24 protein-coding genes, 1 other RNA gene and 1 pseudogene are annotated in these 24,657 nt (G+C 39.5%); 22 read left to right on the top strand and 4 right to left on the bottom strand.

Annotated features, from left to right (window positions below):
• The first annotated feature begins 21 nt into the window (after positions 1-21).
• Positions 22-1,431: a L,D-transpeptidase family protein gene (locus IGI38_RS10915; RefSeq protein ID WP_438729791.1), complete on the top strand. Its 1,410-nt coding sequence runs from the start codon at positions 22-24 to the stop codon at positions 1,429-1,431.
• A 40-nt stretch (positions 1,432-1,471) separates the two neighbouring features.
• On the opposite strand, the gene IGI38_RS10910 is transcribed toward IGI38_RS10915, so the two are convergent.
• Entirely contained in the window at positions 1,472-2,167 is a 696-nt protein-coding gene (locus tag IGI38_RS10910; protein WP_438729789.1) for a Crp/Fnr family transcriptional regulator, read from the bottom strand.
• Between the two features lie 221 nt (positions 2,168-2,388).
• Between IGI38_RS10910 and IGI38_RS10905 the strand changes: the two genes are divergently transcribed.
• Both IGI38_RS10905 and IGI38_RS10900 read left to right on the top strand, forming a co-directional pair.
• The gene (locus IGI38_RS10905) at positions 2,389-2,676 is read left to right on the top strand and encodes a hypothetical protein (protein WP_438729786.1); all 288 of its coding nucleotides are present in this window, start codon (positions 2,389-2,391) and stop codon (positions 2,674-2,676) included.
• Positions 2,677-2,691: 15 nt separating this feature from the next.
• Positions 2,692-3,888, top strand: a complete 1,197-nt coding sequence (locus IGI38_RS10900) for an MFS transporter (protein ID WP_438729784.1) — start codon at positions 2,692-2,694, stop codon at positions 3,886-3,888.
• Positions 3,889-3,968: 80 nt separating this feature from the next.
• On the opposite strand, the gene IGI38_RS10895 is transcribed toward IGI38_RS10900, so the two are convergent.
• The gene (locus IGI38_RS10895) at positions 3,969-4,253 is read right to left on the bottom strand and encodes a hypothetical protein (protein ID WP_438729781.1); all 285 of its coding nucleotides are present in this window, start codon (positions 4,251-4,253) and stop codon (positions 3,969-3,971) included.
• Positions 4,250-4,642 (bottom strand): hypothetical protein, encoded by a 393-nt coding sequence (locus tag IGI38_RS10890; protein ID WP_438729779.1) that lies wholly within the window; start codon positions 4,640-4,642, stop codon positions 4,250-4,252. The genes IGI38_RS10895 and IGI38_RS10890 overlap by 4 nt, the downstream gene beginning before the upstream one ends.
• A gap of 440 nt (positions 4,643-5,082) precedes the next feature.
• On the opposite strand from IGI38_RS10890, the gene IGI38_RS10885 reads away from it, so the two are divergent.
• From IGI38_RS10885 to IGI38_RS10815, 15 genes and pseudogenes are all read left to right on the top strand, one after another.
• Positions 5,083-6,132 (top strand): aspartate-semialdehyde dehydrogenase, encoded by a 1,050-nt coding sequence (locus tag IGI38_RS10885; protein WP_438729776.1) that lies wholly within the window; start codon positions 5,083-5,085, stop codon positions 6,130-6,132.
• Between the two features lie 441 nt (positions 6,133-6,573).
• A complete protein-coding gene (locus tag IGI38_RS10880) occupies positions 6,574-8,253 on the top strand; it encodes a ribonuclease J (protein ID WP_438729773.1) in 1,680 nt (559 codons plus the stop codon).
• A 123-nt stretch (positions 8,254-8,376) separates the two neighbouring features.
• A complete protein-coding gene (locus IGI38_RS10875; RefSeq protein ID WP_438729770.1) occupies positions 8,377-8,583 on the top strand; it encodes an MJ0042-type zinc finger domain-containing protein in 207 nt (68 codons plus the stop codon).
• A 205-nt stretch (positions 8,584-8,788) separates the two neighbouring features.
• On the top strand, positions 8,789-10,228 hold the full coding sequence (locus IGI38_RS10870; RefSeq protein WP_438729767.1) for an MFS transporter: 1,440 nt from the start codon (positions 8,789-8,791) through the stop codon (positions 10,226-10,228).
• Between the two features lie 124 nt (positions 10,229-10,352).
• Positions 10,353-11,684: a DRTGG domain-containing protein gene (locus tag IGI38_RS10865; protein ID WP_438729764.1), complete on the top strand. Its 1,332-nt coding sequence runs from the start codon at positions 10,353-10,355 to the stop codon at positions 11,682-11,684.
• A 14-nt stretch (positions 11,685-11,698) separates the two neighbouring features.
• The gene (locus IGI38_RS10860; RefSeq protein WP_438729761.1) at positions 11,699-12,655 is read left to right on the top strand and encodes a DHH family phosphoesterase; all 957 of its coding nucleotides are present in this window, start codon (positions 11,699-11,701) and stop codon (positions 12,653-12,655) included.
• 201 nt (positions 12,656-12,856) lie between these two features.
• Positions 12,857-13,711, top strand: a complete 855-nt coding sequence (locus tag IGI38_RS10855) for a PRD domain-containing protein (RefSeq protein WP_438729758.1) — start codon at positions 12,857-12,859, stop codon at positions 13,709-13,711.
• A 2-nt stretch (positions 13,712-13,713) separates the two neighbouring features.
• Positions 13,714-15,675 carry an N-acetylglucosamine-specific PTS transporter subunit IIBC gene (nagE, locus tag IGI38_RS10850; RefSeq protein WP_438729755.1) on the top strand — a complete coding sequence of 654 codons (1,962 nt, stop codon included), beginning with the start codon at positions 13,714-13,716 and terminating at the stop codon, positions 15,673-15,675.
• Positions 15,676-16,333: 658 nt separating this feature from the next.
• Positions 16,334-16,657 (top strand): zinc ribbon domain-containing protein YjdM, encoded by a 324-nt coding sequence (locus IGI38_RS10845; protein WP_438729752.1) that lies wholly within the window; start codon positions 16,334-16,336, stop codon positions 16,655-16,657.
• A 117-nt stretch (positions 16,658-16,774) separates the two neighbouring features.
• Positions 16,775-17,485, top strand: a complete 711-nt coding sequence (locus tag IGI38_RS10840; RefSeq protein WP_438729749.1) for a zinc metallopeptidase — start codon at positions 16,775-16,777, stop codon at positions 17,483-17,485.
• A 394-nt stretch (positions 17,486-17,879) separates the two neighbouring features.
• Positions 17,880-18,215 carry a hypothetical protein gene (locus IGI38_RS10835; protein ID WP_438729746.1) on the top strand — a complete coding sequence of 112 codons (336 nt, stop codon included), beginning with the start codon at positions 17,880-17,882 and terminating at the stop codon, positions 18,213-18,215.
• A 92-nt stretch (positions 18,216-18,307) separates the two neighbouring features.
• Complete coding sequence (gene tadA, locus IGI38_RS10830) at positions 18,308-18,811, top strand: tRNA adenosine(34) deaminase TadA (RefSeq protein ID WP_438729743.1); 504 nt, start codon at positions 18,308-18,310, stop codon at positions 18,809-18,811.
• A gap of 26 nt (positions 18,812-18,837) precedes the next feature.
• Positions 18,838-18,921: signal recognition particle sRNA small type (ffs, locus tag IGI38_RS10825), an RNA gene on the top strand.
• A gap of 285 nt (positions 18,922-19,206) precedes the next feature.
• Entirely contained in the window at positions 19,207-20,079 is an 873-nt protein-coding gene (locus tag IGI38_RS10820; RefSeq protein ID WP_438729741.1) for an SPFH domain-containing protein, read from the top strand.
• 11 nt (positions 20,080-20,090) lie between these two features.
• Positions 20,091-20,585: pseudogene (locus tag IGI38_RS10815) on the top strand (LURP-one-related/scramblase family protein).
• Positions 20,586-20,630: 45 nt separating this feature from the next.
• On the opposite strand, the gene IGI38_RS10810 reads toward IGI38_RS10815, so the two are convergent.
• Positions 20,631-21,110, bottom strand: coding sequence for a methylated-DNA--[protein]-cysteine S-methyltransferase (locus IGI38_RS10810; protein ID WP_438729738.1), 480 nt, complete (start codon positions 21,108-21,110; stop codon positions 20,631-20,633).
• A 95-nt stretch (positions 21,111-21,205) separates the two neighbouring features.
• Here IGI38_RS10810 and IGI38_RS10805 point away from each other — a divergent pair, with 95 nt between their 5' ends.
• The 4 genes from IGI38_RS10805 to IGI38_RS10790 are packed head-to-tail and all read left to right on the top strand — an operon-like array spanning position 21,206 to position 24,640.
• On the top strand, positions 21,206-22,585 hold the full coding sequence (locus IGI38_RS10805) for a bifunctional metallophosphatase/5'-nucleotidase (RefSeq protein ID WP_438729736.1): 1,380 nt from the start codon (positions 21,206-21,208) through the stop codon (positions 22,583-22,585).
• A 34-nt stretch (positions 22,586-22,619) separates the two neighbouring features.
• Positions 22,620-23,240: a YutD family protein gene (locus IGI38_RS10800; protein WP_438729733.1), complete on the top strand. Its 621-nt coding sequence runs from the start codon at positions 22,620-22,622 to the stop codon at positions 23,238-23,240.
• Positions 23,241-23,244: 4 nt separating this feature from the next.
• The gene (locus IGI38_RS10795; protein ID WP_438729730.1) at positions 23,245-24,015 is read left to right on the top strand and encodes a TIGR01457 family HAD-type hydrolase; all 771 of its coding nucleotides are present in this window, start codon (positions 23,245-23,247) and stop codon (positions 24,013-24,015) included.
• Complete coding sequence (locus IGI38_RS10790) at positions 24,005-24,640, top strand: TIGR01906 family membrane protein (protein ID WP_438729727.1); 636 nt, start codon at positions 24,005-24,007, stop codon at positions 24,638-24,640. The genes IGI38_RS10795 and IGI38_RS10790 overlap by 11 nt, the downstream gene beginning before the upstream one ends.
• The last annotated feature ends 17 nt before the right edge of the window (positions 24,641-24,657 follow it).

Here is a 24,657-nt window from a genome sequence, read left to right as displayed (position 1 = left end):
TGAAAAAGTGGGTGAGAAGGGTTGAGGGAGCATGAAAATCGAGTAGTGCTGCGGATCGTTGGTGTTGTTGCGGGGGCAATGACTTTTTTAATGGTGATTTATCTTTATTTTGGTTCACATTTTTACTTTGGTTCAACAGTAGCTAATGTTGCTGTTGGAGGCCTGTCAGTTGAGGCGGCTGGACAAAAAATTCAGCAAGAAACAAAACTACTTGAGATCGAACTGAAAGGTGAGAATCAAACAGTCAAATTGCATATCGCTTCACCTTATCGAATTCAAAAAGAATATTTGAAGAAAAATATTCGCAGAGGAGAAGTAACTTTGCCTCGTAAAAAAGGGGCAAAAAAAGAGTTAGTCGAAGCAATCAATACTGCTTCTTTCCTTGGAGGTAAAGAAGCTAAAAATGCGAAAATTATCTATACTGATAAAAAATTCCAGATTGAACCCGAAAAGAGTGGAACTGCGATTGATTCTGCTCGTATTCGTAAGGAGCTCTGTAGGGCTTTTGATGAAGGAAATCTGCAAACAGAATATGACTTAGCGGATTTTTATAAGGAGCCGGATATCACAACGAAGGAGTTAGAACAGCAAAAAGTTCTGCAGAAGTTGGAAGAAGTCAGAAAACGCGGAATCAAATTACGATTGAGCAAAAAAACAATTTATCTGAATGAACAAATGCTGGCGGCTTCTGTAGATGAACAAGGAACTTTTAATCAAGGGATGATTTCGGAATGGGTAGCGGATTTGGAACGTGAGTATTCAACAATCTATAAACCGGTGGATTTTACAAATGTTCATGGTCAGCATTTACGCTATAAAAACGTCGGAAATTATGGCTGGTTTATTGATATAAAAAAATCTGCCAAGAAAATTGCGAAAGAATTAGAGCATCCTGAAACCAAAACGATCCAGCTTGTTTTACGAGGAGAAACTAAAAAACAGCCGCTCCATGTGATTAAAAACTATATTGAAGTTGATTTAGATAATCAAAAAATGTATTGCTTTGAGCAAGGAAATTTGGTTGTTGAAACAGATGTAATTACTGGACGATACGATAAAGGGACTGCCACTGTTCCGGGGTTTCATACTATTATGGATAAGCGTCGAAATGTCGATCTGAGTGGTGTCCTGACCACTGGCGATGGGACGTATAATGTGCCGGTGGACTATTGGATGCCTTTATTAAGTTATGGTCAGACAATCACCGAAATCGGGCTGCATGATACCGATCATAAGCTGCAATATTTTGGACAGCCGGGAGCTTATCAAACTGATTTAGGCAGCTATGGTTGTGTAAATACTCCGAAGGCTAAAGTAGCGCAAATTTACGACTATAGTTATATCGGGATGCCGGTCTTTATTTATGGTCATATTTATGATGATGCGCCGGGCGAATTCGACAAACCAGTAGAATATGGAACAGAGATCTAAAAAAGGCCCGTCAAGAAATTTCTTGACGGGCCTTTTGAATTTAGAAAATTATATTATCTTTGATCAATTCGATATTTTTAATAAAGATTTTTCGATCGATTATTTTGATCGCACCGCAGCTTTTTAAATCATGCATGATACGACTGACACTGCTAGCAGCATTGATACCGCAAAAATGAGCGATTTCTTCATTCGTTACAACAAAATCAATTAATACTCCATCTTCGAATTCAATTCCAAATTTATCATAGAGATCATAAATTTGAGTACAGACAGCTCCGAACTTCCCATTCATCAGCATCTGCTGTGTTCGTTTCATTGATTTCAGTAATCGTTCACGATAATAATTTTTAACATAGATCTGTAGTTCAAAATTTTGATTGATGTCCTTCCAGAATTCCACACGATCGATTTGATAGAGTTCAGCTTTTTCGGATTCGACACGAATATTAAAAGGGGCATCGATAAATTGAGAATATTCATCCTTTAGCAACGAGACAACTTCGAGATCATTGATGTATTCCAAATTGAATTCTCTGCCATCTCTTGAAATGACGCTGGTTTTGATGACTCCGCTTTTCAAAATGTACACATGATGATCTTGGATCCCTTCGTATAGTAAATACTTCTTGTATTCCTTTGTTACGATAGGGAATTTTTTTTGTTCTAAATAGTCTGTTAAGGCTGTATTATCCAATTTTCCTATTTTCCTTCCGTGGCTTACTGAAATTTTCATTGCTATTTTATCATAAGATAGCACGTAGTTTGATCAAAAGTATGTATAAAAAAGATACTAACAAATGTTAATGTCCTTTTTTGCTAAAAAATCTCAAAGTCTTTTCTAATTATGAAATTTGATTTCTTGTTTTTTCTTTATCCGTATAATCGGTTAAGTAAGTCAAACAAACCAAAAGCTCTAGTGATTAGAAATTTTGGAAATAAGAGGAGTGGTTATTCATGAAAAAATGGACATGTGCAATGATCGAACGATTGGAATCAGCCTACAAGGTACGATTTGAAAAGGAGGCAGCCTTAGTTTTTCTAAATGATGCTTATCAAAATGCCTTAATGCTGAGAAAGGATTATGCGCAGGAAAATGACGAAACACTAGAAAGTTTTTTGGCAGCGTTTGACCACACACGGGATTTGTTTATCAGTCAAGCGGTGGATCGTTACCCGTCTAACTATAATAAGGTCGCGGAAAAAATTTCTGATTTGAAGAAATTAAATGAAAGTATCGCATAATAATGAGAGTGGGTAATGAAAATTAAGGAAGAAGAAAAATTATTCAATAAAGGTTTTGTCACGATTACGATTATCAATTTTGTTGTGTTTTTAGTTTATTACTGTTTTGTCGTTATTACTGCAAAATATGCGACACAAAGTTTAGGCGCTTCAACTACACAAGCCGGCTTTGCGGTAGGTATTTACATCATAGGAACGCTGCTTGCTCGATTGTATATCGGAAAGAAATTGGAATTATTTGGCCGCCGAGCAGTATTGCGGTATGGTGCGCTATTTTATTTGATTACAACAGCGGCCTATTTGATCAGCAGTAACATCTTCATTTTAGATGGTGTGCGGTTTTTAAATGGTTTTGGTTATGGTGCGGTTTCGACAGCGGCTAACGCCATCGTAACGGCCTATATTCCAGAGGCGAAATATGGTGAAGGAATCAATTACTATGGGTTGAGTACGAGTTTAGCCGCGGCAGTAGGTCCATTCATAGGGTTGCTTTTGCTGCCGCTAGTTGGATTTAAAGCAATCATCGTTCTTGCGGTTATATTAGCGTTCATCACGACAGTAGCTTGTTTCAAATTTAGAGTGAATAATATCGTTCTAACGGAAGAACATCGGGCAAAAATCAATACATTCAGTTTGGAAAGCTTTATTGAATTTAAAGTTCTATTTATTGCCGGAATTGCATTTTTAATCGGGATTGCCTATTCAAGTGTTTTGGGATTTTTATCTATTTATGCCGATCAATTACACTTAGTGACAGCAGGGGCTTTCTTCTTTGTTGTTTATGCACTAGTGGTAACTATTACTCGACCAATGTCGGGAAAAATTTTTGATAAGCATGGTGAGAACGCCGTGATGTATCCAAGTTTTCTTTGTTTGACGATTGGATTGATTCTTTTAGCATTTACCGGAAATGCCGTTGTATTATTAATTGCGGGAGCTTTTGTGGGGCTAGGCTATGGAACGTTTATGGCGAATGGTCAAGCAGTTACATTGAAATTAGTTGATACAGCGCGAATTGGAGTGGCACTATCAACGTATTTTATTGGGCTTGATTTAGGATTAGGAGTTGGTCCGTATTTATTAGGGGCGATCAAGGGGCTTTTAGGTTCTTATCAACGTATTTATATTTTCTGTGCGGTGATTCCACTTGTTGTTGCGGTTTTATATATGGTTTTTTATCATTCAAAGAAAGTCATCAAGTCCAATCTATAATAATTGAAAGTTATGACAAACACGAACGCAGAGGTGTGACAAGATTTTTATTACATCTCTGCGCTCATGTTTGTCTTTTTTTAGATATGTGTCAATTTTTCATGAATCAATTCTTTTAGATTATTATTATCATTCAACTGAGCATAATAATCTGCTTGTTTCAAAAGCTCTACTTGGTCGTTTGGATTCTCTTGGATAGCTGCTTTTTCAAAAAATAATTCTTCTAAGCCAGCGGTCAAATTTACTTCTAATAAAGTTTGGATGCCTTCATCGCAAAGAGCGTTGGCTCTTTTTTGATTTCCACGTTCAGCGTAGAAACAAGCTGCTTGATAATAAGATGGACCTAGTTGTAGTTGAGTATTCATTTTTTCCTCCAATTGTTCAGCGCATTTAAAGAAAATACATGCGCGTTTTTTTCTTCGTGTGATTGATAACAAGTTGCCAGTCCCTTAAGCACCAGCAGTTCATATCGCTTCTCATCGTGCAAAAATGTATAGGCTCGTTGAAAATAGTGGACGGCTTTTTTAGTATCATGATTGCCCAATAAAGTTGCGTAAGCTCGGAAATACATCAGGTGGCCAACGATTCGTGCATTCTCGTAAGTAATTTTCTTTCCATAGGCATCTAACCAAAAAAGAACACTAGAAAACTCTTGACGTAAATGCAGACAACGAACGATGTTCAACAAAGAGACTTCTGCTAAAAGAATTTTTTCTGGAAAAATCTGATGATAGGAATTTCCAGTTTCATACAAAGATCTAGGATAACTTCCAATATGCCTTTGCTTTTTTCTTCAATTAATACTAAGTCAGCTGGGGAACAAATGTCATTAAGGGCATCACGTGTTAAGCAGGCGTTTTTTCGCGCTTGCTTAATGATATACCCCATTAACTTCCATGATCGGCCTCCTATGAATAACGCTTATATATTAATTCTAAAGCTTTTATTATAAAATAACAACAAAAAAATTCAATAATCTTTGTTTTTTTTTAAATTATTTTGAAATATTTTGATTAGAAATTTTATCTTATCTTTGTTATATCAGTTATATAGATGGGAGTTAGCGTTGGAATATAAGAGTTTCTTTGTGCGATATATTTTAATAATTTGAATTAAAGCGGAAGGCAAAAGATTGCTTGCGTTTCAGAATCAATATGATAAAATGTTAAAATAATATGAAGCGAAAGAGTGATTATGATGAGAGAAATGAATGTTGCAATAGTTGGCGCTACAGGCGCAGTGGGAACACAAATGATCAAACTATTAGAAAATAGTTCTTTGCCTCTAGGCACTGTAAAGTTTTTGGCGTCGAAGCGTTCTGCTGGAAAGCAACTTTCATTTAAAGGCGAAACCCAAACGATCGAAGAATTGGTACCTGATTCGTTCGAGGGAGTGCATCTAGCTTTATTCTCAGCGGGAGGCGGGATTTCTGCTAAATTTGCACCGGAAGCAGTGAAACGCGGGGCAATCGTAGTGGATAATACGAGCCATTATCGGATGGACCCAGATGTTCCTTTAGTGGTACCGGAAGTGAATCCAACCGCTTTACGTAAACATAAAGGTATTATCGCCAATCCAAACTGTTCAACAATCCAAATGATGGTAGCTTTAGAACCGATTCGCCAAGCCTATGGGTTGAAACGGGTGATTGTCTCTACTTACCAAGCAGTATCTGGTGCCGGTCATCAGGCTATGGAAGAATTGAAACAGCAAACAAATGACTTTTTAGATGAGAAACCAGCCTCTGAATGGAAGGCTGATATTTTACCATGTGGGGGCGACAAAAAACATTATCCATTAGCATTCAACGCATTGCCTCAAATCGATGTATTTACCGATGGCGGATATACGAATGAAGAATGGAAAATGATTAATGAAACGAAGAAAATCATGGAAGATGATACGATCAAAGTCTCAGCGACTTGCGTACGAATTCCAGTTATGAGCGGACATTCGGAATCAGTCTATATCGAAACAGAAAAAACAGCGACAGTAGCGGAGATTCAAGAATTAATTGCTAACGCTCCTGGAGCAGTGTTAGAGGATGATCCAAGCCAACAAATTTATCCGCAAGCGTTGAATAGCATTAACAAGAAGGAAACTTTTGTTGGACGCATTCGTAAAGATCCAGACGAAGAAAAAGGGATTCACCTTTGGGTCGTTTCGGATAACTTATTAAAAGGCGCTGCTTGGAACTCACTGCAAATCGCTGAAACAATGTATGAAATGAATTTATTTGAATAGTTTGGAAGAAGCGTGAATCTAATTCACGCTTCTTTTTGCGAGAGTCACACTTTGCACTTCAACGCAATTAGTAGAATCCTATGCGCAATGAAGGCCTAACTGATTCTTTCGGTTAACAAAAATAATTCTTTATGACGAATTAGCTGTGCGTGATGCTTTTTACAGTTTATAAGGGTTGATCGGTAGTTCTAATAAGTTCAGCCTAATGATAGGCGCAGCAAAACTAAGACCGGTTTAGTCTCGTGTTTCTGCTAAAGGGACATCAAAAATAAAGTAAGATTCTGTTAAAGGAAATCCTCATTCATTTTCCATCAATGGTTTTTCAGAAAAAATCATGTATAATAGCTAATGAGTATAGGCACAGACCGAACTGATTACGGGGTCTGAGTAAGCTGAAACGATAGATAAATCTATTATAAAAATTTTGGAGAGGTGGATTTTTTGAGTACAGTCAAAATAATTCCTTTTAGCGGTGTACGTGAAAATGGTAAAAACATGTATGCTGTTGAAGTGGATAATGATATTTTCGTCCTAGATTGCGGACTGAAATATCCAGAAAATGAATTACTGGGAATCGATGTTGTGATTCCTGATTTTACCTATTTAATTGAAAATGCGGAGCGTGTGGCGGGGGTCTTCTTGACACATGGGCATGCAGATGCGATTGGTGCATTGCCTTATTTGGTATCTGAAGTGGCAGTACCGGTTTTTGGGACAGAACTGACGATTGAGTTGGCAAAATTAAACGTGAGTCAAAATGAAGAGAGTAAAGCCTTCAAAGATTTTCACGTAATCGATGAACATACTGAGATTGATTTTGGCACTGCGCTCATCAGCTTCTTCCGGACGACACATACCATTCCGGATTCTGTAGGCATCAGTTTGAAAACAGATGAGGGAAGTGTTGTTTACACCGGTGATTTCAAATTTGATCCAACGGCGATTCCAATGTATGCGACAAACTATCGCCGTTTAGCTGAAATTGGTTCGGAGGGTGTTCTGGCATTATTGAGTTCTTCATCTAATGCTGAAAATGCGATTCAAGTAGCTTCTGAGCGGGAAATTGCCAGCGAAGTTTACGATACCATCAATGAATGGGATGGCCGAATTATCGTAGCCAGCGTAGCAAGCAACCTTCAACGTGTGCAGCAAATTTTGAATGCCGCGAAAAAAGCAGGTCGCAAGGTGGTCTTAACAGGACAAGATTTAGATCGCATCATTAAAACAGCGATGCGCTTAATCAAATTGGAAGTCCCAGAAGATATCTTAGTTACAATCAAAGAAATGAAGAAATATCCTCCTGAAGAATTAATTATTTTAGAAACAGGTCGGATGGGTGAACCAATCAAGTCATTGCAGAAAATGGCTAATCGTTCGCATCGCAACTTAAAGATCGAAGATGGTGATTTAGTTTACATCACAACGACGCCAACGATTGCGATGGAAACAACTGTCGCGAAAACGGAAGACATGATCTATCGTGCTGGCGGTATCGTGAAGAGCATTTCGGAAAACTTAAGGGTTTCAGGGCATGCAAATCCTCGTGATCTGCAACTGATGATGAATTTTATGTCACCGAAGTATTTTATTCCAGTACAAGGTGAATATCGTCAATTAGCTGCTCATGCTAGCTTAGCAAATGAGCTGGGGATACCGTTTAAAGACATTTTTATTACTGGTCGTGGCGATGTGCTGGAGTACAAGAATAAACACATGAGCGCAGCCGGTAGCGTACCAGCAGACAACATTATGATTGATGGGATCGGAGTCGGCGATATCGGTAATATTGTTTTACGGGATCGTAAGGTTCTATCCGACGATGGGATTTTTGTTGTTGTAGTAACGATCGATCGCAAACAGAAAAAAATTGTATCTGCACCGCAGATTACTTCTCGCGGGTTTGTCTATATCAAGGCCAGCCGTGATTTGATCAAAGAAAGTGCGGAGACAACTAGTGAAATCGTTGAAAAACATCTCCATTCGGATGATTTCGAATGGAGCAAGCTAAAACAAGATATTCGTGATCAACTGAGCCGCCATTTGTTTGAACAAACCAAACGTCGTCCAGTGATCTTGCCAGTCATTATGGAAGCAAACCAACGTCGCGGACGTCGGAAATAGTAGAATGTGAAGTATCTCCAACCATTTTTTGATTGGAGATACTTTTTTAATACTTACCACTCTATTTTTTTGCCAAAAAGGAGTATTATTAAAATAGTAGCAAATGTAGAGAGGGCTGGTCATATGTTGGAAAAACCATTGAAGTGTCCAAATTGCGGCACACATTTTTTTGTTGATGAAGTATTAAATGTTCAGGAGCATCCGAAAGAAGCGATGCCGGTCGAATGTCCAAATTGTCATCATATTTATGAAAAAAGAATTACAAATGGCTATTTCATGACTTTTGAAGATCGTGAAGAAGGAAAATATGGTGAAAAAACGGGAGAATAATCTCTCGTTTTTATTTTGGTTTGCATTCCATAGAGACTATCCTTTAAAATAACTATGGTTTATTTTTGTCGTTTTAACTTTTCCCAGCTTACAAAATTTTGCGCTTTATTCAATTTGCCAGAACGTGAATAGTATTTATGATGATATGTGCGGGAAGAGGCTCTTTTTAGGAGATGACGATTATATAGTGGAAGGAAGTCTTTTAATGAAAACCTATCAAGACGATCAAGGGGTTCAAAAGAACCGTTGGTGGATTTTAGTATCTGTGGCGATGTTTACTTTTATGTCTACCTTGGATTCTAGTATCGTAAATATCGCGTTGCCAACTATTTCGAAAGATTTGGCAGTACCGATGAACAAAGCAGAATGGGTCGTATCGATCTATTTAATGGTTGTTTGTGCCTGTTTGCTGCTTTTCGGAAAGGTCGGAGATAGTTTTGGCAAGATTAAAGTGTATCGGATCGGTACGGTTATATTTACTTTAGGTTCGCTACTGTGTGGTTTTAATCATTCATTGGCGATGCTTCTCTTTGGTCGAGTGGTTCAAGGTATTGAGGCCAGTATGACGATGGCAACTAATACAGGGATCACAACTGAAGTTTTTCCGATGAGTGAACGAGGAAGAGCGTTAGGGGCAATTGGAGCCTTTGTTTCACTAGGTTCGATCGCTGGTCCTGGTATCGGTGGGTTGATCTTGGCACGTTTTTCTTGGTCCTATATTTTCTGGATTAATGTTCCAGTGGGAATTTTGACGATTTTGATCGGGGAGAAATTTTTACCAAAGGATATTACGATGTCCAAAAAGAAGATCGATTGGTTGGGATTTGCGACGTTTGCAATAACGATCATGAGTTTCTTCGGAGCAGTTTTTATTGGACAAGAAGTCGGCTATTTTCATAGGGTACCCATTGTTTTGTTAATCGTTGCAGTGCTATTTTTCATGCTATTTATTCAAGTGGAGAGACGAAAAGAAAACCCGCTATTGGTCTTTAGTATTTTAAAAAATAAGATGTTTACGATGAGTCTGATCACGGCACTCTTGATTTTCTCGGCCAACTTTTTTGTAAATGTGGTCATGCCATTTTATTTACAGAATGCTCGAGGCTTAACTGCTAGTTATGCAGGATTGTTAATGATGGTATTTCCTTTTCTGATGGTCATCGGATCACCTCTTAGCGGATATTTGACAGATAAAATCGGCCCGCAAAAATTGGTATTGATCGGTTTATCATTATTATCCATCACACAATTATTGTATGTCTTCATGAATCAAGCGAGTCCGATCTGGTACTATGTTTTAGCGACGGCCATTATGGGGATGGGAAACGCTTTGTTTCAATCGCCGAATAATACAATTGTCATGAGCAGTGTCGAAAAGGAAAATTTAGGGGTGGCAGGCAGTATGAACTCATTTGCCCGTAATTTAGGAATGGTCATCGGAATAGCGTTATCAACGACGATTCTATATAGCGGTATGAGTGCTTCCTATGGTCAGAGGGTGACGACTTATATTGAAGGACGCCCGGAAATTTTTATTTTTGGAATGAGAGTGACGTTTATAGCATCTTTAGTAATCTGTGTCATTGCGTTAGTAATCTCGCTTGTTCGCTTTAGAAAAAAAGCATCAAATGAATTGATCCATTAGTACAAAAGAAGTTGATTGTTACTTGAATGGTAACGGTTGACTTCTTTTTTTATAGGCACTCTGTTATACTAGTTTTGCTAAGCTGTACTACTACGATAGATAAATGCTATAACGGGAGGAAATTATGGCGACAAAACATGATTTGATTTTAGAACATATTGAAAATCTGCCAGTGGGCGAGCGTATCTCTGTTCGAAGTATCGCAAAAAATCTGCGTGTCAGTGAAGGAACCGCTTATCGTGCAATCAAAGACGCAGAAAATATTGGTTTGGTATCAACGATCCAACGTGTAGGAACGATTCGAATTGAACGCAAGTTGAAGAAAAATATTGAACGCTTGACCTTTGGTGAAGTTGTTCGCATCATTGAAGGCGAGGTTTTAGGTGGCTCAAACGGGTTAGATAAAGACCTGAATAAGTTTGTTATTGGAGCCATGACTGAAGACGCGATGCGCCGCTATATTACACCAGGATCATTATTGATCATTGGGAACCGCGAGGGTGCGCAAAAACTAGCGCTGCAAGATGGTGCTGCTGTCTTGATTACTGGTGGTTTTGATACGATTCCTGAAATCGCTGAGCTAGCGGATGACTTAGAATTGCCTGTTTTGAGTACGACTTACGATTCGTTCACAGTCGCAACGATGATCAATCGAGCGTTGAGTGATCAGCTGATCAAAAAGGATATTATGCAGGTCAGCGACATCTATATGCCGTTAGAAAAAACAGTGTATTTGCAATCAGGTGATACGATCGCAAACTACCATCATTTATCTGAAAAAACTGGTCATTCGCGTTTTCCTGTTGTAAATAAAGGGATGAGGGTCTTAGGAGTAGTGACGGCAAAAGATGTGTTAGGCAAAGCCGAGAATCAAGTGATCGACCGCGTGATGACTCGCGATCCAAATGTTGTGAAGCAAAGTATGAGTGTCGCTTCAGTTAGCCATCAAATGATTTGGGACGGACTTGAAATGATGCCGGTAGTGAAAGATGACCTCTCACTAGTGGGGATGGTCAGTCGCCAAGACGTGATGAAGGCGATGCAGCTAGTACAGCGACAACCGCAAATGTCTAATACGATCTCTGATCAAATCGTCGGAGATATCGTAACAGTCGATACAGACCGAGAGGATAATTTGTTGGAAAATCCATACTTCAAATTTGAAGTTACACCGCAAATGGTTAATAGTGTGGGAACAATCTCGTTCGGCGTGCTTAGTGAGATTGTCGCGAACGTGGCTCAGCGAAGTATTTTAATGGATCAACGCCGCAATACATTGATCGAACAAATGAATTTACATTATCTGCGTTTGATTCAATTGGAAAGTGAGATTGAGATCCATTCGAAAACATTAGAACTAGGGCGGCGCTCAGCTAAAGTCGATTTGGAGGTTTATATCGACAATGTGATCGTGGCTAAAGCGATCGTGGTCTGCCAAGTGATGGAGCGTTCTTAGAAAGAGGAATTTGCATGACAATTACAGAAGAGATTTTACAAACAATTAAAGACTATGATCGGATCATTATCCATCGCCATATGCGGCCTGATCCAGACGCATTAGGATCGCAATGCGGACTTGCTGAGATACTAAGAGCAACTTTTCCGGAAAAGAACGTGTATCAGGTCGGTGGGTCGGTGGAAGGTCTGGCTTTCCTAGCTGAGATGGATGAAATTACTGATGAGCTATATAAAGGAGCTTTAGTGATCGTAACCGATACGGCAAATGCTCCGCGAATCAGCGATGAACGGTACAGATTGGGTGAGAAATTAATCAAGATTGATCATCATCCCAATGATGACCCTTATGGCGATTTGCTCTGGGTTAATCCAAAAGCCAGCAGCTGTAGTGAAATCATTGCAGATTTTGCTTTTTCGGAGAATTTAGTGATGACTGAAAATGCCGCACGGTTATTATATGGAGGGATCGTTGGTGATACTGGGCGTTTTCTATATCCGGCAACGACTTCACATACCTTACAAGTAGCGGCAAAATTACTAGACTATGATTTTGATGCAGCGAAATTAAATCGAGAGATTGATCAGATTTCTTTGGATGTCGCGAAGCTCTCAGGGTACCTTTATCAGAACTTGCAAATTGACGAAAATGGCGCTGGATATGTATTTTTAGATCAAGCGATCTTAAAAAAATATGGCATCAAGGATTCAGATACTGCCGCGCTTGTGCCATTACCAGGGACGATTGATGTTGTCATGGCTTGGGCAATCTTTGTAGAGCAGCCAGAAGGCTATTATCGTGTTCGGCTTCGTTCTAAGGGCCCGGTTATCAATGAGTTGGCTAAGCGATATCATGGTGGTGGACACCCGTTAGCTAGCGGAGCAAATGCGGAAAATCAAGCCATGTGTCAAGATATATATCGTGAAATTCAAATTTTATGTGAAAACTATCGAAAAAATCAAATTATTTGAAAGAAAAGCGTAAAAAAGTGTTGACAAAATTCACATTGGTCTATACAATTAAAAGCGTTAACAAATACTGTTTCATGTGACTAGATCATACTAGGCATGGAAAGAAACGCAAGGAGCTTCCTTGTGCTTCTTTCCATGCCTTTTTATTTGGCCAATAACTAGTCGGAACGGTGAAATTATTCTGCAGAATGAGGAAAAAGAATGAAAATCAAAAAGATATTGAATCAAAATGCAGTGTTGGTAGATGATCGTGGAGAGGAAAAAATTGCCATTGGCAAAGGTGTCGGCTTCAGTAAACAAAAAAATGATTTACTCTTTACCCGTGATATTGAGCGGTTATTTGTAATGGAGCCGGAAGGACAGCAAAAGTTACAGACTTTATTAAATCAAATTAATGAATCCTATTTTTTTGCTGCAGAAGCAATTATTGATCATGCGGAGACTGTTCTGATGGAGAAACTCAATGAGCATATCTTTATTTCATTGACAGATCATATCGCCTTTGCGGCCCAAAATATTGCCAATGGGATCGTTATTCGAAACAAGCTTTTAAGCGAGATCGAGATTCTCTATGGCGAAGAATTTGGAATCGCTCAATGGGCAGTTGACTATTTGAATCGTACCTTGGAAATTCCTTACGGATATGATGAAGCAGGCTACATCGCAATCCATATTCATAGCGCTCGTACAGGGAAAAATAATAATCACGACAGTATTCGTGAGGTGACGATTATTTCCGATGTGATTCATTTGATTGAACAAGAACTGGAAATAAATATCCACTCGCGCGAAATGGCCTTGGATTACTCGCGGTTAGCGAATCATTTGCGTCTGTTATTGCAGCGTTATCAGAATCAACGCTATGCTGTTTTGGACCAAGATATTATTGAGATGGTACGAAACAAATATCCTGAGAGCTATCAAGTTGCGAAAAAAATTCGAGTCTTTTTGATGAAGAGTTATCAATTAGCGATCACAACAGAGGAATTAGGCTATGTGGCTATCCATGTTGAACGATTGCGCAAAATGAAAGAACATAATAAAGGAGAAGAATAACTATGAAAGCATATATGCAACGTATGGGGCGTTCGTTGATGTTACCAGTGGCAACTTTGCCAGTAGCAGCACTATTTATGGGTATTGGGTATTGGATTGATCCTAGCGGATGGGGCGGAAATAATTTGTTGGCGGCCTTCTTGATCAAAGCTGGCGGAACGATTTTAGATAATTTAGGTGTATTGTTTGCCGTTGGTCTAGCTTTGGGGATGTCAAAAGATAAGGATGGCGCAGCTGCTTTATCTGGGTTAGTGGCATTCTTGACCCCGATGACGTTGGTCAATAGCGATGCGGTGGCAATGTTTACTAAAGTTGCGGTGGAGGATGTAAACATCGCATTTGCCGCAATCAACTTTAAAAATGTGTTCGTGGGGATTTTGGCTGGTTTAGTAGCGGCGGCTATGTATAATCGCTTCAGTAGTGTCAAATTACCAATGGCGCTCTCTTTCTTTAGCGGAAAACGTTTGGTGCCAATCGTAACGGCAGGATTGATGGCGGCAATTTCTGCGGCTTTGATCTTTGTTTGGCCACCAGTTTATAACGGATTAGTAAGCTTTGGAGAACTGATCTCTGGCATGGGACCATTAGGCGCTGGTTTATATGGATTGTTCAATCGGTTATTGATTCCGACAGGGCTGCACCATGCGTTGAATAATGTATTCTGGTTTAATTTGGCTGGAATTGATGATATTGGTAAATTCTGGGCAAGTGAAGGCGTTCGAGGAATCACTGGCCGTTATCAAGCTGGTTTCTTCCCAGTAATGATGTTTGGGTTACCAGCAGGGGCTTTGGCGATTTATCAATGTGCACGACCAGAGAAGAAAAAAGTGACTGCCTCATTGATGGTAGCAGCAGCTTTTGCTTCATTTTTCACAGGAGTAACGGAACCATTAGAGTTCTCATTTATGTTTGTAGCATGGCCGCTTTATGTGGTTCATGCTTGCCTAACAGGTATTTCAATGTTTATCGCAGCAACCTTCAAATGGACAGCTGGTTTCAACTTTAGTGCTGGTTTCATTGATTTCTTCTTGAGTTTGCGTGTGCCGATAGCGAATCAACCATTCATGCTGATTCTTCTAGGTTTAGTGATGGCAGTTGTCTATTATGTGACGTTCCGTTTTGTAATTGTTAAATTCAATTTGATGACACCAGGACGCGAAGAAGATGACGGTGAGGAAATGCCGGATATTGACATGATTGGCGACAACAAACACGTGGTAATGGCTCAGAAAATTTACGAAGCGCTGGGCGGACCAGCAAATGTTCTTTCAATCGATAATTGTACGACTCGCTTGCGTCTGCAACTCAAAGATACAAGTACAGTTAATCAAAGTCAGATTAAGTCCACGGGAGTCCCTGGCTTGAAAGTGATTGATGATAAAAACATTCAAGTCATTGTTGGAACCGAAGTGCAATTTGTAGCAGACGAAATGAATCGATTACATGGCGGCGGAGGGACAGCACAGGCCGTTACAACGCAGGCGATTGTTGAAGAGGAAGCACCTAAAACACAGGCGATGTACGCGGTGGCAAACGGACGCTTAGTTCCAATCACTGAAGTTTCAGATGATGTCTTCTCAGAGAAAATGATGGGGGACGGTTATGCGGTGTTGCCGACATCTGGCGAAATTTTCTCTCCAGTAGCTGGGACTATTTCAAATGTCTTTCCTACAAAACATGCAGTAGGAATTACAACAGCTTCAGGGGTTGAGGTTCTCTTGCACATGGGCTTAGACACAGTTGATCTTGGCGGCAAACCTTTTGAGCTTTATGTACAGGCCGGCCAGCATGTCGGACGTGGTCAAATGATCGCTAAAGTTGATTTGGACGCGGTTCGTAAAGCAGGGAAGAAAACGGACATCATTGTTGCCTTGACAAACATGGATAAGGTGGAGAGCTCTGATTTAGCGGAAACGAAAGATGTTCAGGTGAACGAAGTAATTGGTGAATTAACAAGTATATAAAGTACAGAGTCGTGTAGAATTTTTACACGGCTTTTTTTGAGGAAAATAACTATAAATTCATATGATATCCGGTGTAAGAGCAGGAGAAGACCAAACAAAAAATGCTACGGACAATGCTGTTCCTAATCCTGCATAATAAGCAGCGGAATATTCCAAGAAAAATGAGTCCCAAGTATCTCAAAATACAGATACTGATGAAATGTTCGGATAAGCAGCTGCAAATAAAGTGTACGCGATGTTTCTACAACTCGACGAACTACTTCCAACAGATTTTGCTGCGATTTCACAAAAAAAAGATTCCAGTTCTGGAGATCACCAAGTACCCTTTAGAATAATGACTGTGCCTACTCAGGAAAGTTCTGATAGCTTATACATATACATGCGTCATGGAAAAAGATTAGAAAAGATCATTGAAGATCGAAAAATAAGAAAGTCCAGAGAAAAATAAACAAGCAACTTGTGAAAGGAAAGAATCACAAGAAAAAGGTGAGTTTCGTTGACGCAATTAGTAAGTATAAGAGGGCTGTTTAATTGAAAATAGACGATCAGGCTTCTTTGGGATGGGAATAAAAGGTATTTTTAGGAGAAAGGCTTTTCAAGCGACTCTGTTTCCGCTAAACTAAATAATTAGAAAAATATTTTTTATTGGAGGAAGATTATGCCGAATTGCCCAATGTGTCAGTCAGAATATACATATGAGGATCGCGGACTGTTTGTTTGTCCAGAATGTGGTCATGAGTGGTCTGAAAATGATGAAATCGAAGAAGGCTTGGTTGTCAAAGATAGTAATGGCAATCTGCTACAAGATGGTGACAGTGTTACGGTAATCAAAGATCTAAAAGTGAAAGGTGCTTCTGGTGCGATCAAGCAAGGAACGAAAGTAAAAAACATTCGTTTAGTTGAAGGAGACCACAACATTGATTGTAAAGTTGATGGCTTTGGTCCAATGAAACTAAAATCGGAATTTGTTAAGAAGTTATAAGTTAGAAAGATTCTTAGAGTTGTTTTCATAAAAAATTCACGCCTTTCATGCTACACTAAGGTTAGGAAACTGTTTGATTAAAGCAGTGAAATTATCTTTGATCAGAGGAGAATGTATATGTATGGGTACGGATCATTCTATAATTTTCTAGATCCCACGTTTCTATTAGTTATCGCCGGACTAGTCATCTCTGGACTTGCGTCTGCGTATGTCAATTCAACTTTTCGTAAATACGATGAGTTTCGCAGCAGTAAGGGCGTTACTGGAACTCAAGCAGCTGAGTATATTTTACGCAGTCAAGGGATCAGTGATGTCGGTGTTCAACAAATCGCTGGAGATTTAACAGATAATTACAATAGCGGGAATAAGATATTGAGCTTGTCCGAAGCAACAGCACAATCTACTTCAGTGGCAGCTATTGGTGTGGCGGCTCATGAATGCGGTCATGCAGTACAGGATGCGAAAAATTATATCCCATTAAAAATACGAGCAGCGATCGTACCGGTTGCGAATATTGGTTCGACACTCTCATTTCCCTTGATTATGCTTGGTGTCTTCATGAGCTGGAACCAAACATTGATCAATATTGGGATTTTGGCGTTCTCATTAGCCTTGATTTTTCAACTGGTAACATTGCCAGTTGAATTTGACGCGTCAAGACGTGCGTTGAGTATTTTGCGTGAGGGAAATATGCTAGAAGAAGATGAATTAGCCGCCGCTCGAAAAGTTTTATTTGCGGCAGCGTTGACTTATGTTGCAGCAGCGTTAGCGACATTCCTGCAGTTGTTACGATTGATTCTGTTATTCGGCAATCGTAGCCGAGACTAAGAGGTTGTGACAGAGGTGGTCAACTTCAAGAAATTTCAGTTTATTTCCGAGGAAATTATTTCTGGAACACCGTTTATTCGGAAAAAAGAAGTATGACAAGACTTTTGTCACACTTCTTTTTTTTACCTGAAAATATAAAAATGGTTATTCTGAGTGTGACAGTCGTTTTGTAAATTGCAGAACAGTTTAAAAAGTATACGCTTTCATGTGGTGAGGTTTCTTGTTATTGATAATTTTAAGTGTGTGGTATGATGGAATTAAGGGTGCTGGTGTGTTTTGATAATTCACACTTTTACAGAGTGGTCGAATAGCGTCAAAGGGACATACAGGCATGACTGTCAAAATTTTTCTTTAAGAGAGAATAAAACCATTATTAGGAATAGGAGCGGATACCATGAAAAAATCGACTAAAGTCAAAATCGGAGTAGGCGTTGTTGTTGCTACCAGTACTGCAACAGCCGTAATAGTCTCCGGAAAGCTAATTGAAAAAGCTCGTCATGTATCAAACCGTTGCAAGGTGAAACGTTTTGTCAGCGATAAGTTTGACGGAAGTGAATCATTGCTGGCGATCGTTGATAAATTATCGGATGAAGATTTAGATAATATCATGAGTATTTTGGACAAGATTAAAAGCGGAAAAAAGCGAGTGTCAGTCTATGGTGACTCCATCAAAGACACAACTGAAGATTTGAAAGAACGCTTGATGGATTTTGTAGACAAAATGATGTAAAAGGTGTGCCTGAAATGGCGCACCTTTTTTTGTTACAGGAGTTATGCTAAAGTAAATTGATTGGAAATAGAGATAAATGAGCGAGGAAAGAAATGGAACGAGAAAGTCACTTAACTGAAGAAAAAAAGATTTTTTTTATGCAGGAGGCAATTGCTGAGGCGAAAAAAGCAGAGGCGCTTGCGGAGGTTCCTATCGGTGCAATTATTGTTTATCAGGGAAAAATTATCGGACGGGGCCATAATTTACGAGAACATAGTCAGGATGCGACGAGTCATGCGGAAATGTTTGCTATTCGTGAGGCTTGTAAGCATTTGAATAGTTGGCGATTGGAAGAGTGTCAGTTATTTGTCACGTTGGAACCATGTCCGATGTGCAGTGGAGGCATGATCCTATCTCGAGTTGAAGAAGTTTATTTTGGCGCTTATGATCCTAAGGGGGGGACAGCAGGGACTTTAATGAATCTATTGACAGATGATCGATTTAATCATCGTGCATATGTCGAAGGCGGTATCTTGGAAGAGGAATGCGGCATGCTGTTAACAAATTTTTTCCGTGAGATTCGAGCGAGAAAAAAAAAGACTAGCCAAAACGAGTAGAGTTTGTTATACTATTTTTTGCCGAAAGGCAGGACAATGCCGGGCCTGTGAATTGTGTCAGGTCTGGAAGGAAGCAGCACTAAGTGGGATCCGGCATGTGTCTGATAAATGACGTAACAGCAGACTTTTAGGGTCTGCTTTTTTATTTATAAATTAAAGTATAAAAATTTCACAAGATGAAAATTTTATTATCGTGGTTTTAGTCGGTCTGACTGTACAAACTAGGTTAATCGGCAATAAGCGAAAGCTGAACGAGTTTGCGAAACTTTTTTTAATTAGTAAACAATCAAACAGGGCTATGGCTCTGTTTTTTTGAAAGCTGGATTGGTGGAAAATAATTGAAGCTCTTTCAAAATAAGCGTACACTAAAAGTATTAAACTTTGGAGGTGCCGCAATGAAGGAGAAGCAAGCCTTTCATATTAATGGCTATTTAGGGTTAGTTGGATTAATTGTAATTTTTGGAATTGGCTTTTGGGCAATTTTTACTGGGTATTATGATGCAAGCGGTTTTGGACTTATTCTTTTTGGGGTTGTTTTATGGATCGTTGCCGTTTTATTTTTAAGTTCCTTGACGATCATTGGCCCGAACAAAGCAAAGGCAGTTTTGTTCTTCGGAAAATATCTGGGAACGATCAAAGATAATGGGCTCTTTATCACGACACCTTTAACGAGAAAAATTCCTGTTTCTTTGAAGGTGCGGAATTTTAACAGTTCGCTTTTAAAGGTAAATGATTCGGATGGCAATCCTGTGGAGATTTCTGCAGTTGTAGTGTTTCGCGTAGTTGATACTGCCAAGGCATTATTTGATGTCGATTATTATTTGGATTTTGTTGAAATCCAAAGTGAGACAGCGATTCGGCATATCGCTACTCAATATCCTTACGATACATTCAATGATGATGATTTAACATTGCGGGGAAATACCACAGAAGTTTCAGAAGAGTTAGCTAAAGAATTGCAGGAACGCTTAGCGATGGCTGGGGTTGAAGTAATCGAAACGCGTTTGAATCACCTAGCTTATGCGACGGAAATAGCAAATGCGATGCTGCAGCGGCAACAAGCTAAAGCCATTTTGTCTGCTCGGCAAACGATCGTAGAAGGCGCGGTGACTATGACGCAGATGGCATTAGAGCAAATCGAAAATGGGCAGGAAATTCATTTTACAGATGATCGTAAAGTTCAGCTTATCAATAACTTGCTTGTTTCAATTATCACTGATAAGGGAACGCAGCCAGTAATAAATACGGGTGATTTATCTGATAAATAGGAGGAACGACGATGAAAAAACTGTACATTAAACAAAAGGTTTTTAGTATCGGTGAAAAGTTCACTGTGATGGATGAAGAACAGCAGCCTCGTTATTTTGTCAAAGGTAGTTTCATGAAGATTCCGAAAACATTTCGGATCGATGATGAACGAGGCAATGAAGTTAGTCGGATCACGAAAAAAGTAATCAGTCTCCTGCCAAAATTTTTTGTTGAAATGAACGGGAAAGAAGCAATCGAGATTTCTAAGCAATTAAGTTTGTTTAAGGCGAAGTATTCGATTTCTGCTGAGGATTTGACCGTTGATGGGAATTGGTGGGATATGGATTTTGAGGTTTTGCAAAAAGGCCGAAAAGTTGCTGAGATTAATAAGCGTTGAATCTCATGGGGAGACACATATGAGATCACAATCCTAAATGAAGGATTAGAAAAACTGATCATTTCTCTTGTGATAGCGATTGATTGTGTCAAAGAAGATGAAGCGACTTCTGCATCGTCATCAAGCTAAAAATACCGTTGTTGATGGCTACCTTCAACAACGGTATTTTTGTGTTTAGAAGAGAGTGATTTCTTGAAGTGCTGGATTTTCGATTGCAAGTAATTGTTCTTTGATTTTCAGCCCTTCTTCGCTTGAACCAGAATAGCCGACCAGTTTGCCGTTTTTACCGATTACTCGATGACAGGGGATAAGAATGGGCAGCGGATTGTTGCGATTTGCTTGTCCGATAGCTCGGACGGCTTTTGGTCGTTGGATTTTTTCAGCGATATCAAGGTAGCTGCATGTTTCGCCATAAGGAATTGTCGTTAGGGCTTGCCAGACTTCCTGTTGAAAATCGGTTCCAATCTCAAAAGCATATGGTATATCGAAAGATTTTCGTTCGCCAGCTAAAAATTCAACGAGTTGTTTTTTTGCTGTCTGTAGGATTTTTTGATTGGCGGACGGATTTTCGTCAACTGGTGTATAAGAGATACAAGTCAATGCTGTTTGATTGGCGTCCAACCAAATAGTGCCAATAATTGTTTCGAAATTCATAATTTCACCTGCTTTTTAGCGAACGAGTCTGTTCAGCCTTGTTAACCTATATGTTACTATAGATGGAATAAGAAGAGTTGAAAAGAGGTAGAATAATGGAAAAAATTATTCTTTTACATACAAATGACCTTCACTCCCATTTGGAAAATTGGCCAAAGCTTCGTCGTTTTCTGTTGAACCGCAAGCAAGAAGAAACGGTTGAAAAAAAAGTCATCACTGTCGATCTCGGTGATTTTGTTGATCGCTGGCATCCGCTGACTGAAGCAACAAATGGACAGGCAAATGTGCAATTGATGAATCAAGTTCATTATGATGCGGCAACGATCGGCAATAATGAAGGTGTTGGAAATTCTAAAGCGGAGTTAAATCAGTTATACGATCAAGCAAATTTTGATATTCTATTGGATAATCTTTTTGACAAGCAAACATTGCAGCCGCCTAAGTGGGCACAACAATCTAAAATTATTACGACAGATCAAGGAACCAAAGTAGGTTTGCTGGCATTTACTGCTCCTTTTCCTTTGACCTATAGCCCCAACGGTTGGGATATTCGTCAAGTGCTGGATATTTTGCCAGGACTCGTGGCGGAGTTGCGTCCAAAAGTCGATGTTCTAGTTTTAATGAGTCATCTAGGAATCAGTGTCGATCGACAAATTGCCCGAGAACTGCCAGAGATTGATGTGGTCCTAGGTTCTCATACACATCATTTGTTTGAGAATGGTGAAAAAATAGAAAAAGTTCAATTAGCGGCAGCGGGGAAATATGGCTATTACGTAGGTGAAGTTCACTTAACGGTTGATGAAAACCATCATATTGTCAAAACATCTGCGCACACTTTTCCAACTGAGAAAATGCTGGCATTACCGGAGGACCAGGAGGAGATCATGGGCTATTTGCAAGAGGGTCATCGCTTGCTGGCAGAAAAAAGAGTAGCTGATATTTCTTTTCCTATGAGTACAGACCTTCAAGCGGAGCACCCGATGATCGATTATACGCTGTCTGCGGTAAAAGAAGCAGCAGGTACAGAAGCTGCGGTTTTGAACTCCGGGCTGTTTCTGACTGATGTACCAGCAGGAATCGTTAATCAAGATCAGCTTCATACAGCTTTACCTCATCCGATGCATTTGATTAAGGTTACGTTAGATGGGAATAATCTAATTCGGCTGATTCTAGAGATGGAGAAAAATCGACATTTTCTCATCAATTTCCCTGTAATGGGAATGGGGTTCCGTGGCAAGATTTTTGGTCATCTTGTATACAACGGAGTTGCTTATGATCGGATAAATCATCAAGTTCGCTGGCTTGGCGAACCAGTAGATCCCGCGCTGGACTATACGATTGCAACAGTTGATCACTTTATGTTCGTGCCATTTTTTCCGACGATTGAAATCGCCGGCCGGTATGAATTTTTATTCCCGGATTTTATTCGCAGTGTTTTAGGAGACTATCTCTCCACTCACTATCCAATCAAATAAAAACAAGGTATAATAGCAAACAGGTGGTGAAACGATGGCAAAAGAAACAAGAGACAAAAAAGAGAAGAAAAACAATCCAGAAAAAACAGTCACTGAAGAGCTGACTGAGGTCTTAGATGAAATCGTTGAGACACCCACTGAAGAAAAGAAAAAAGGTGAACCCGTCGTGTTTATTGACGATAGTAATCTTTTGATTGGTGAACGCCAATATCGCTTAGTTAGAAATTATCGTGATGGCTTTGATGCCGAACGTTTAGGTGAACGCTTTAGTGAGGTCTTGACACGTTATGATTACATCGTTGGTGATTGGGGATACGACCAGTTGCGGCTAAAAGGTTTTTTCCGAGAAGAGGATCGGAAAAGTTTGCCAGAACAGCGGATTGATACATTAGAAGATTATTTGTATGAGTACTGCAATTTTGGTTGTGCTTATTTTGTATTGGAACGGACAGGCGGTAAACGTCAACAAAACCGGAAAAAGCGCAAACGTAAACGCAAAGATAAGCCGCAAGCATATGTTGAAGAAAAAAAGGCGCCTGTGACGGATAAGCCGAAGAAAAAACCAATCATCAAGAACCGTCAACCGAAAAAGGAAACACCCACAAAGATGAAAGAAAAAGACGGACGCTTCGTAATTCGTCAAAGAGAAGAGTAATAAGATGTACAAAGGATATTTAATTGACTTAGATGGGACTATCTACCGGGGCAGTGAACCAATTCCTGCTGGACGCCGCTTTGTAGAGCAACTGCAGGCGCGGCAACTTCCGTTTTTATTTTTGACAAATAATACAACGAAAACCCCTGCGACAGTAGCGGATCGATTAGCGAATGAATTTTCAATCTATGTTAGCCCAGAAACTGTTTATACAGCAACCTTGGCAACGATTGATTACATGAATGATGCTGCTAAAGGAAAAAAAGTTTATGTTATCGGTGAACCTGGACTGATTGATCCAATTCTGTCGGCCGGTTACGTTTGGGACGAAGACAAGCCGGACTATGTAGTTGTTGGTTTGGATAATGACGTGACCTACGAAAAATTTGTTACGGCTACGTTAGCAATACAGAAGGGTGCAACTTTTATCGGGACGAATCCAGATAAAAATATCCCAACTGAGCGCGGTTTGCTGCCAGGCGCCGGTTCGGTGATTGCGATGGTAGAAGCTTCTACACAGCAAAAAGCTATTTATATCGGCAAGCCTGAGGCAATTATTATGGATAAAGCGGTAGAAATTTTAGGTATGGAAAAATCGGATGTTTTGATGGTGGGAGATAATTACACGACGGATATCTTGGCTGGGATCAATAATGGCGTTGATTCACTCTTAGTTCTATCAGGCTTCACACAAAATGCCGATGTTCCGATGTTACCAGTGCCGCCGACTTATCTTGTAGAGTCACTAGATGAATGGGGCTTTGATGAAAAATAAATGGCTAGAGCAAATTGGTTTGATCTGTTTGATTGTTACGTTGCTTACACTGGCGATTACAGTAACGATCAATGCTCGTTGGCTTTATCAGTTTGATGTCGGACATTTAGAGTTATTAGACTATACGGCGCTTTCAATAAAAGAATTGCTGCATAATTTTGATCAATTGATGCGTTATTTGAATTTTCCATGGATAGAAACACTCAAAATGAATGATTTTCCGGTTTCAGCTAGCGGAGCGCTGCATTTTTATGAAGTAAAAAAATTATTTCTTTTGAACTATGGTTTATTAATCGCGACGATTGTCCCAAGTATTTTTTATGTGCGTTACTTGGTTAAACAGCAGCGGTTGTGGACGCTGATCCAACCGTTTCGGATTGCTGTTGCGGTTCCAATCGTAATCGCGTTTTTGATGGCGGTGAATTTTGATCGGTTTTTCGTTCTTTTCCACGGTATCTTTTTCAACAATGATGCATGGATCTTTAACCCAGCGACGGATCCGATCATCAATGTTCTACCTGAGACATTTTTCTTACATTGTTTTATTTTATTTTTTGTTTTACTAGAAATTTTTTATCTCTTACCGATTTATTTTGGCAAAAGAGCATTAAAAAAAGAGCGGTAAGCTCTTTTTTTAATGCT

The sequence above is a fragment of the Enterococcus sp. AZ128 genome (assembly GCF_051714485.1).
Lineage (GTDB): Bacteria > Bacillota > Bacilli > Lactobacillales > Enterococcaceae > Enterococcus_A.
Note: the sequence above shows the minus strand (reverse complement) of the source record. Positions and strands in the feature narration are given on the sequence as shown.

Bases quoted from the DNA above. Each gene is read 5' to 3' on its own strand.
- IGI38_RS10820 (WP_438729741.1), top strand. From the start codon at position 19,207: ATGAAGGAGAAGCAAGCCTTTCATATTAATGGCTATTTAGGGTTAGTT.
- IGI38_RS10805 (WP_438729736.1), top strand. From the start codon at position 21,206: ATGGAAAAAATTATTCTTTTACATACAAATGACCTTCACTCCCATTTG.
- IGI38_RS10910 (WP_438729789.1), bottom strand. From the start codon at position 2,167: ATGAAAATTTCAGTAAGCCACGGAAGGAAAATAGGAAAATTGGATAAT.
- IGI38_RS10885 (WP_438729776.1), top strand. From the start codon at position 5,083: ATGATGAGAGAAATGAATGTTGCAATAGTTGGCGCTACAGGCGCAGTG.
- IGI38_RS10905 (WP_438729786.1), top strand. From the start codon at position 2,389: ATGAAAAAATGGACATGTGCAATGATCGAACGATTGGAATCAGCCTAC.
- IGI38_RS10860 (WP_438729761.1), top strand. From the start codon at position 11,699: ATGACAATTACAGAAGAGATTTTACAAACAATTAAAGACTATGATCGG.
- IGI38_RS10835 (WP_438729746.1), top strand. From the start codon at position 17,880: ATGAAAAAATCGACTAAAGTCAAAATCGGAGTAGGCGTTGTTGTTGCT.
- IGI38_RS10800 (WP_438729733.1), top strand. From the start codon at position 22,620: ATGGCAAAAGAAACAAGAGACAAAAAAGAGAAGAAAAACAATCCAGAA.
- IGI38_RS10870 (WP_438729767.1), top strand. From the start codon at position 8,789: ATGAAAACCTATCAAGACGATCAAGGGGTTCAAAAGAACCGTTGGTGG.
- IGI38_RS10865 (WP_438729764.1), top strand. From the start codon at position 10,353: ATGGCGACAAAACATGATTTGATTTTAGAACATATTGAAAATCTGCCA.
- IGI38_RS10900 (WP_438729784.1), top strand. From the start codon at position 2,692: ATGAAAATTAAGGAAGAAGAAAAATTATTCAATAAAGGTTTTGTCACG.
- IGI38_RS10845 (WP_438729752.1), top strand. From the start codon at position 16,334: ATGCCGAATTGCCCAATGTGTCAGTCAGAATATACATATGAGGATCGC.
- IGI38_RS10875 (WP_438729770.1), top strand. From the start codon at position 8,377: ATGTTGGAAAAACCATTGAAGTGTCCAAATTGCGGCACACATTTTTTT.
- IGI38_RS10795 (WP_438729730.1), top strand. From the start codon at position 23,245: ATGTACAAAGGATATTTAATTGACTTAGATGGGACTATCTACCGGGGC.
- IGI38_RS10810 (WP_438729738.1), bottom strand. From the start codon at position 21,110: ATGAATTTCGAAACAATTATTGGCACTATTTGGTTGGACGCCAATCAA.
- nagE (WP_438729755.1), top strand. From the start codon at position 13,714: ATGAAAGCATATATGCAACGTATGGGGCGTTCGTTGATGTTACCAGTG.
- IGI38_RS10790 (WP_438729727.1), top strand. From the start codon at position 24,005: ATGAAAAATAAATGGCTAGAGCAAATTGGTTTGATCTGTTTGATTGTT.
- IGI38_RS10855 (WP_438729758.1), top strand. From the start codon at position 12,857: ATGAAAATCAAAAAGATATTGAATCAAAATGCAGTGTTGGTAGATGAT.
- IGI38_RS10895 (WP_438729781.1), bottom strand. From the start codon at position 4,253: ATGAATACTCAACTACAACTAGGTCCATCTTATTATCAAGCAGCTTGT.
- tadA (WP_438729743.1), top strand. From the start codon at position 18,308: ATGGAACGAGAAAGTCACTTAACTGAAGAAAAAAAGATTTTTTTTATG.
- IGI38_RS10840 (WP_438729749.1), top strand. From the start codon at position 16,775: ATGTATGGGTACGGATCATTCTATAATTTTCTAGATCCCACGTTTCTA.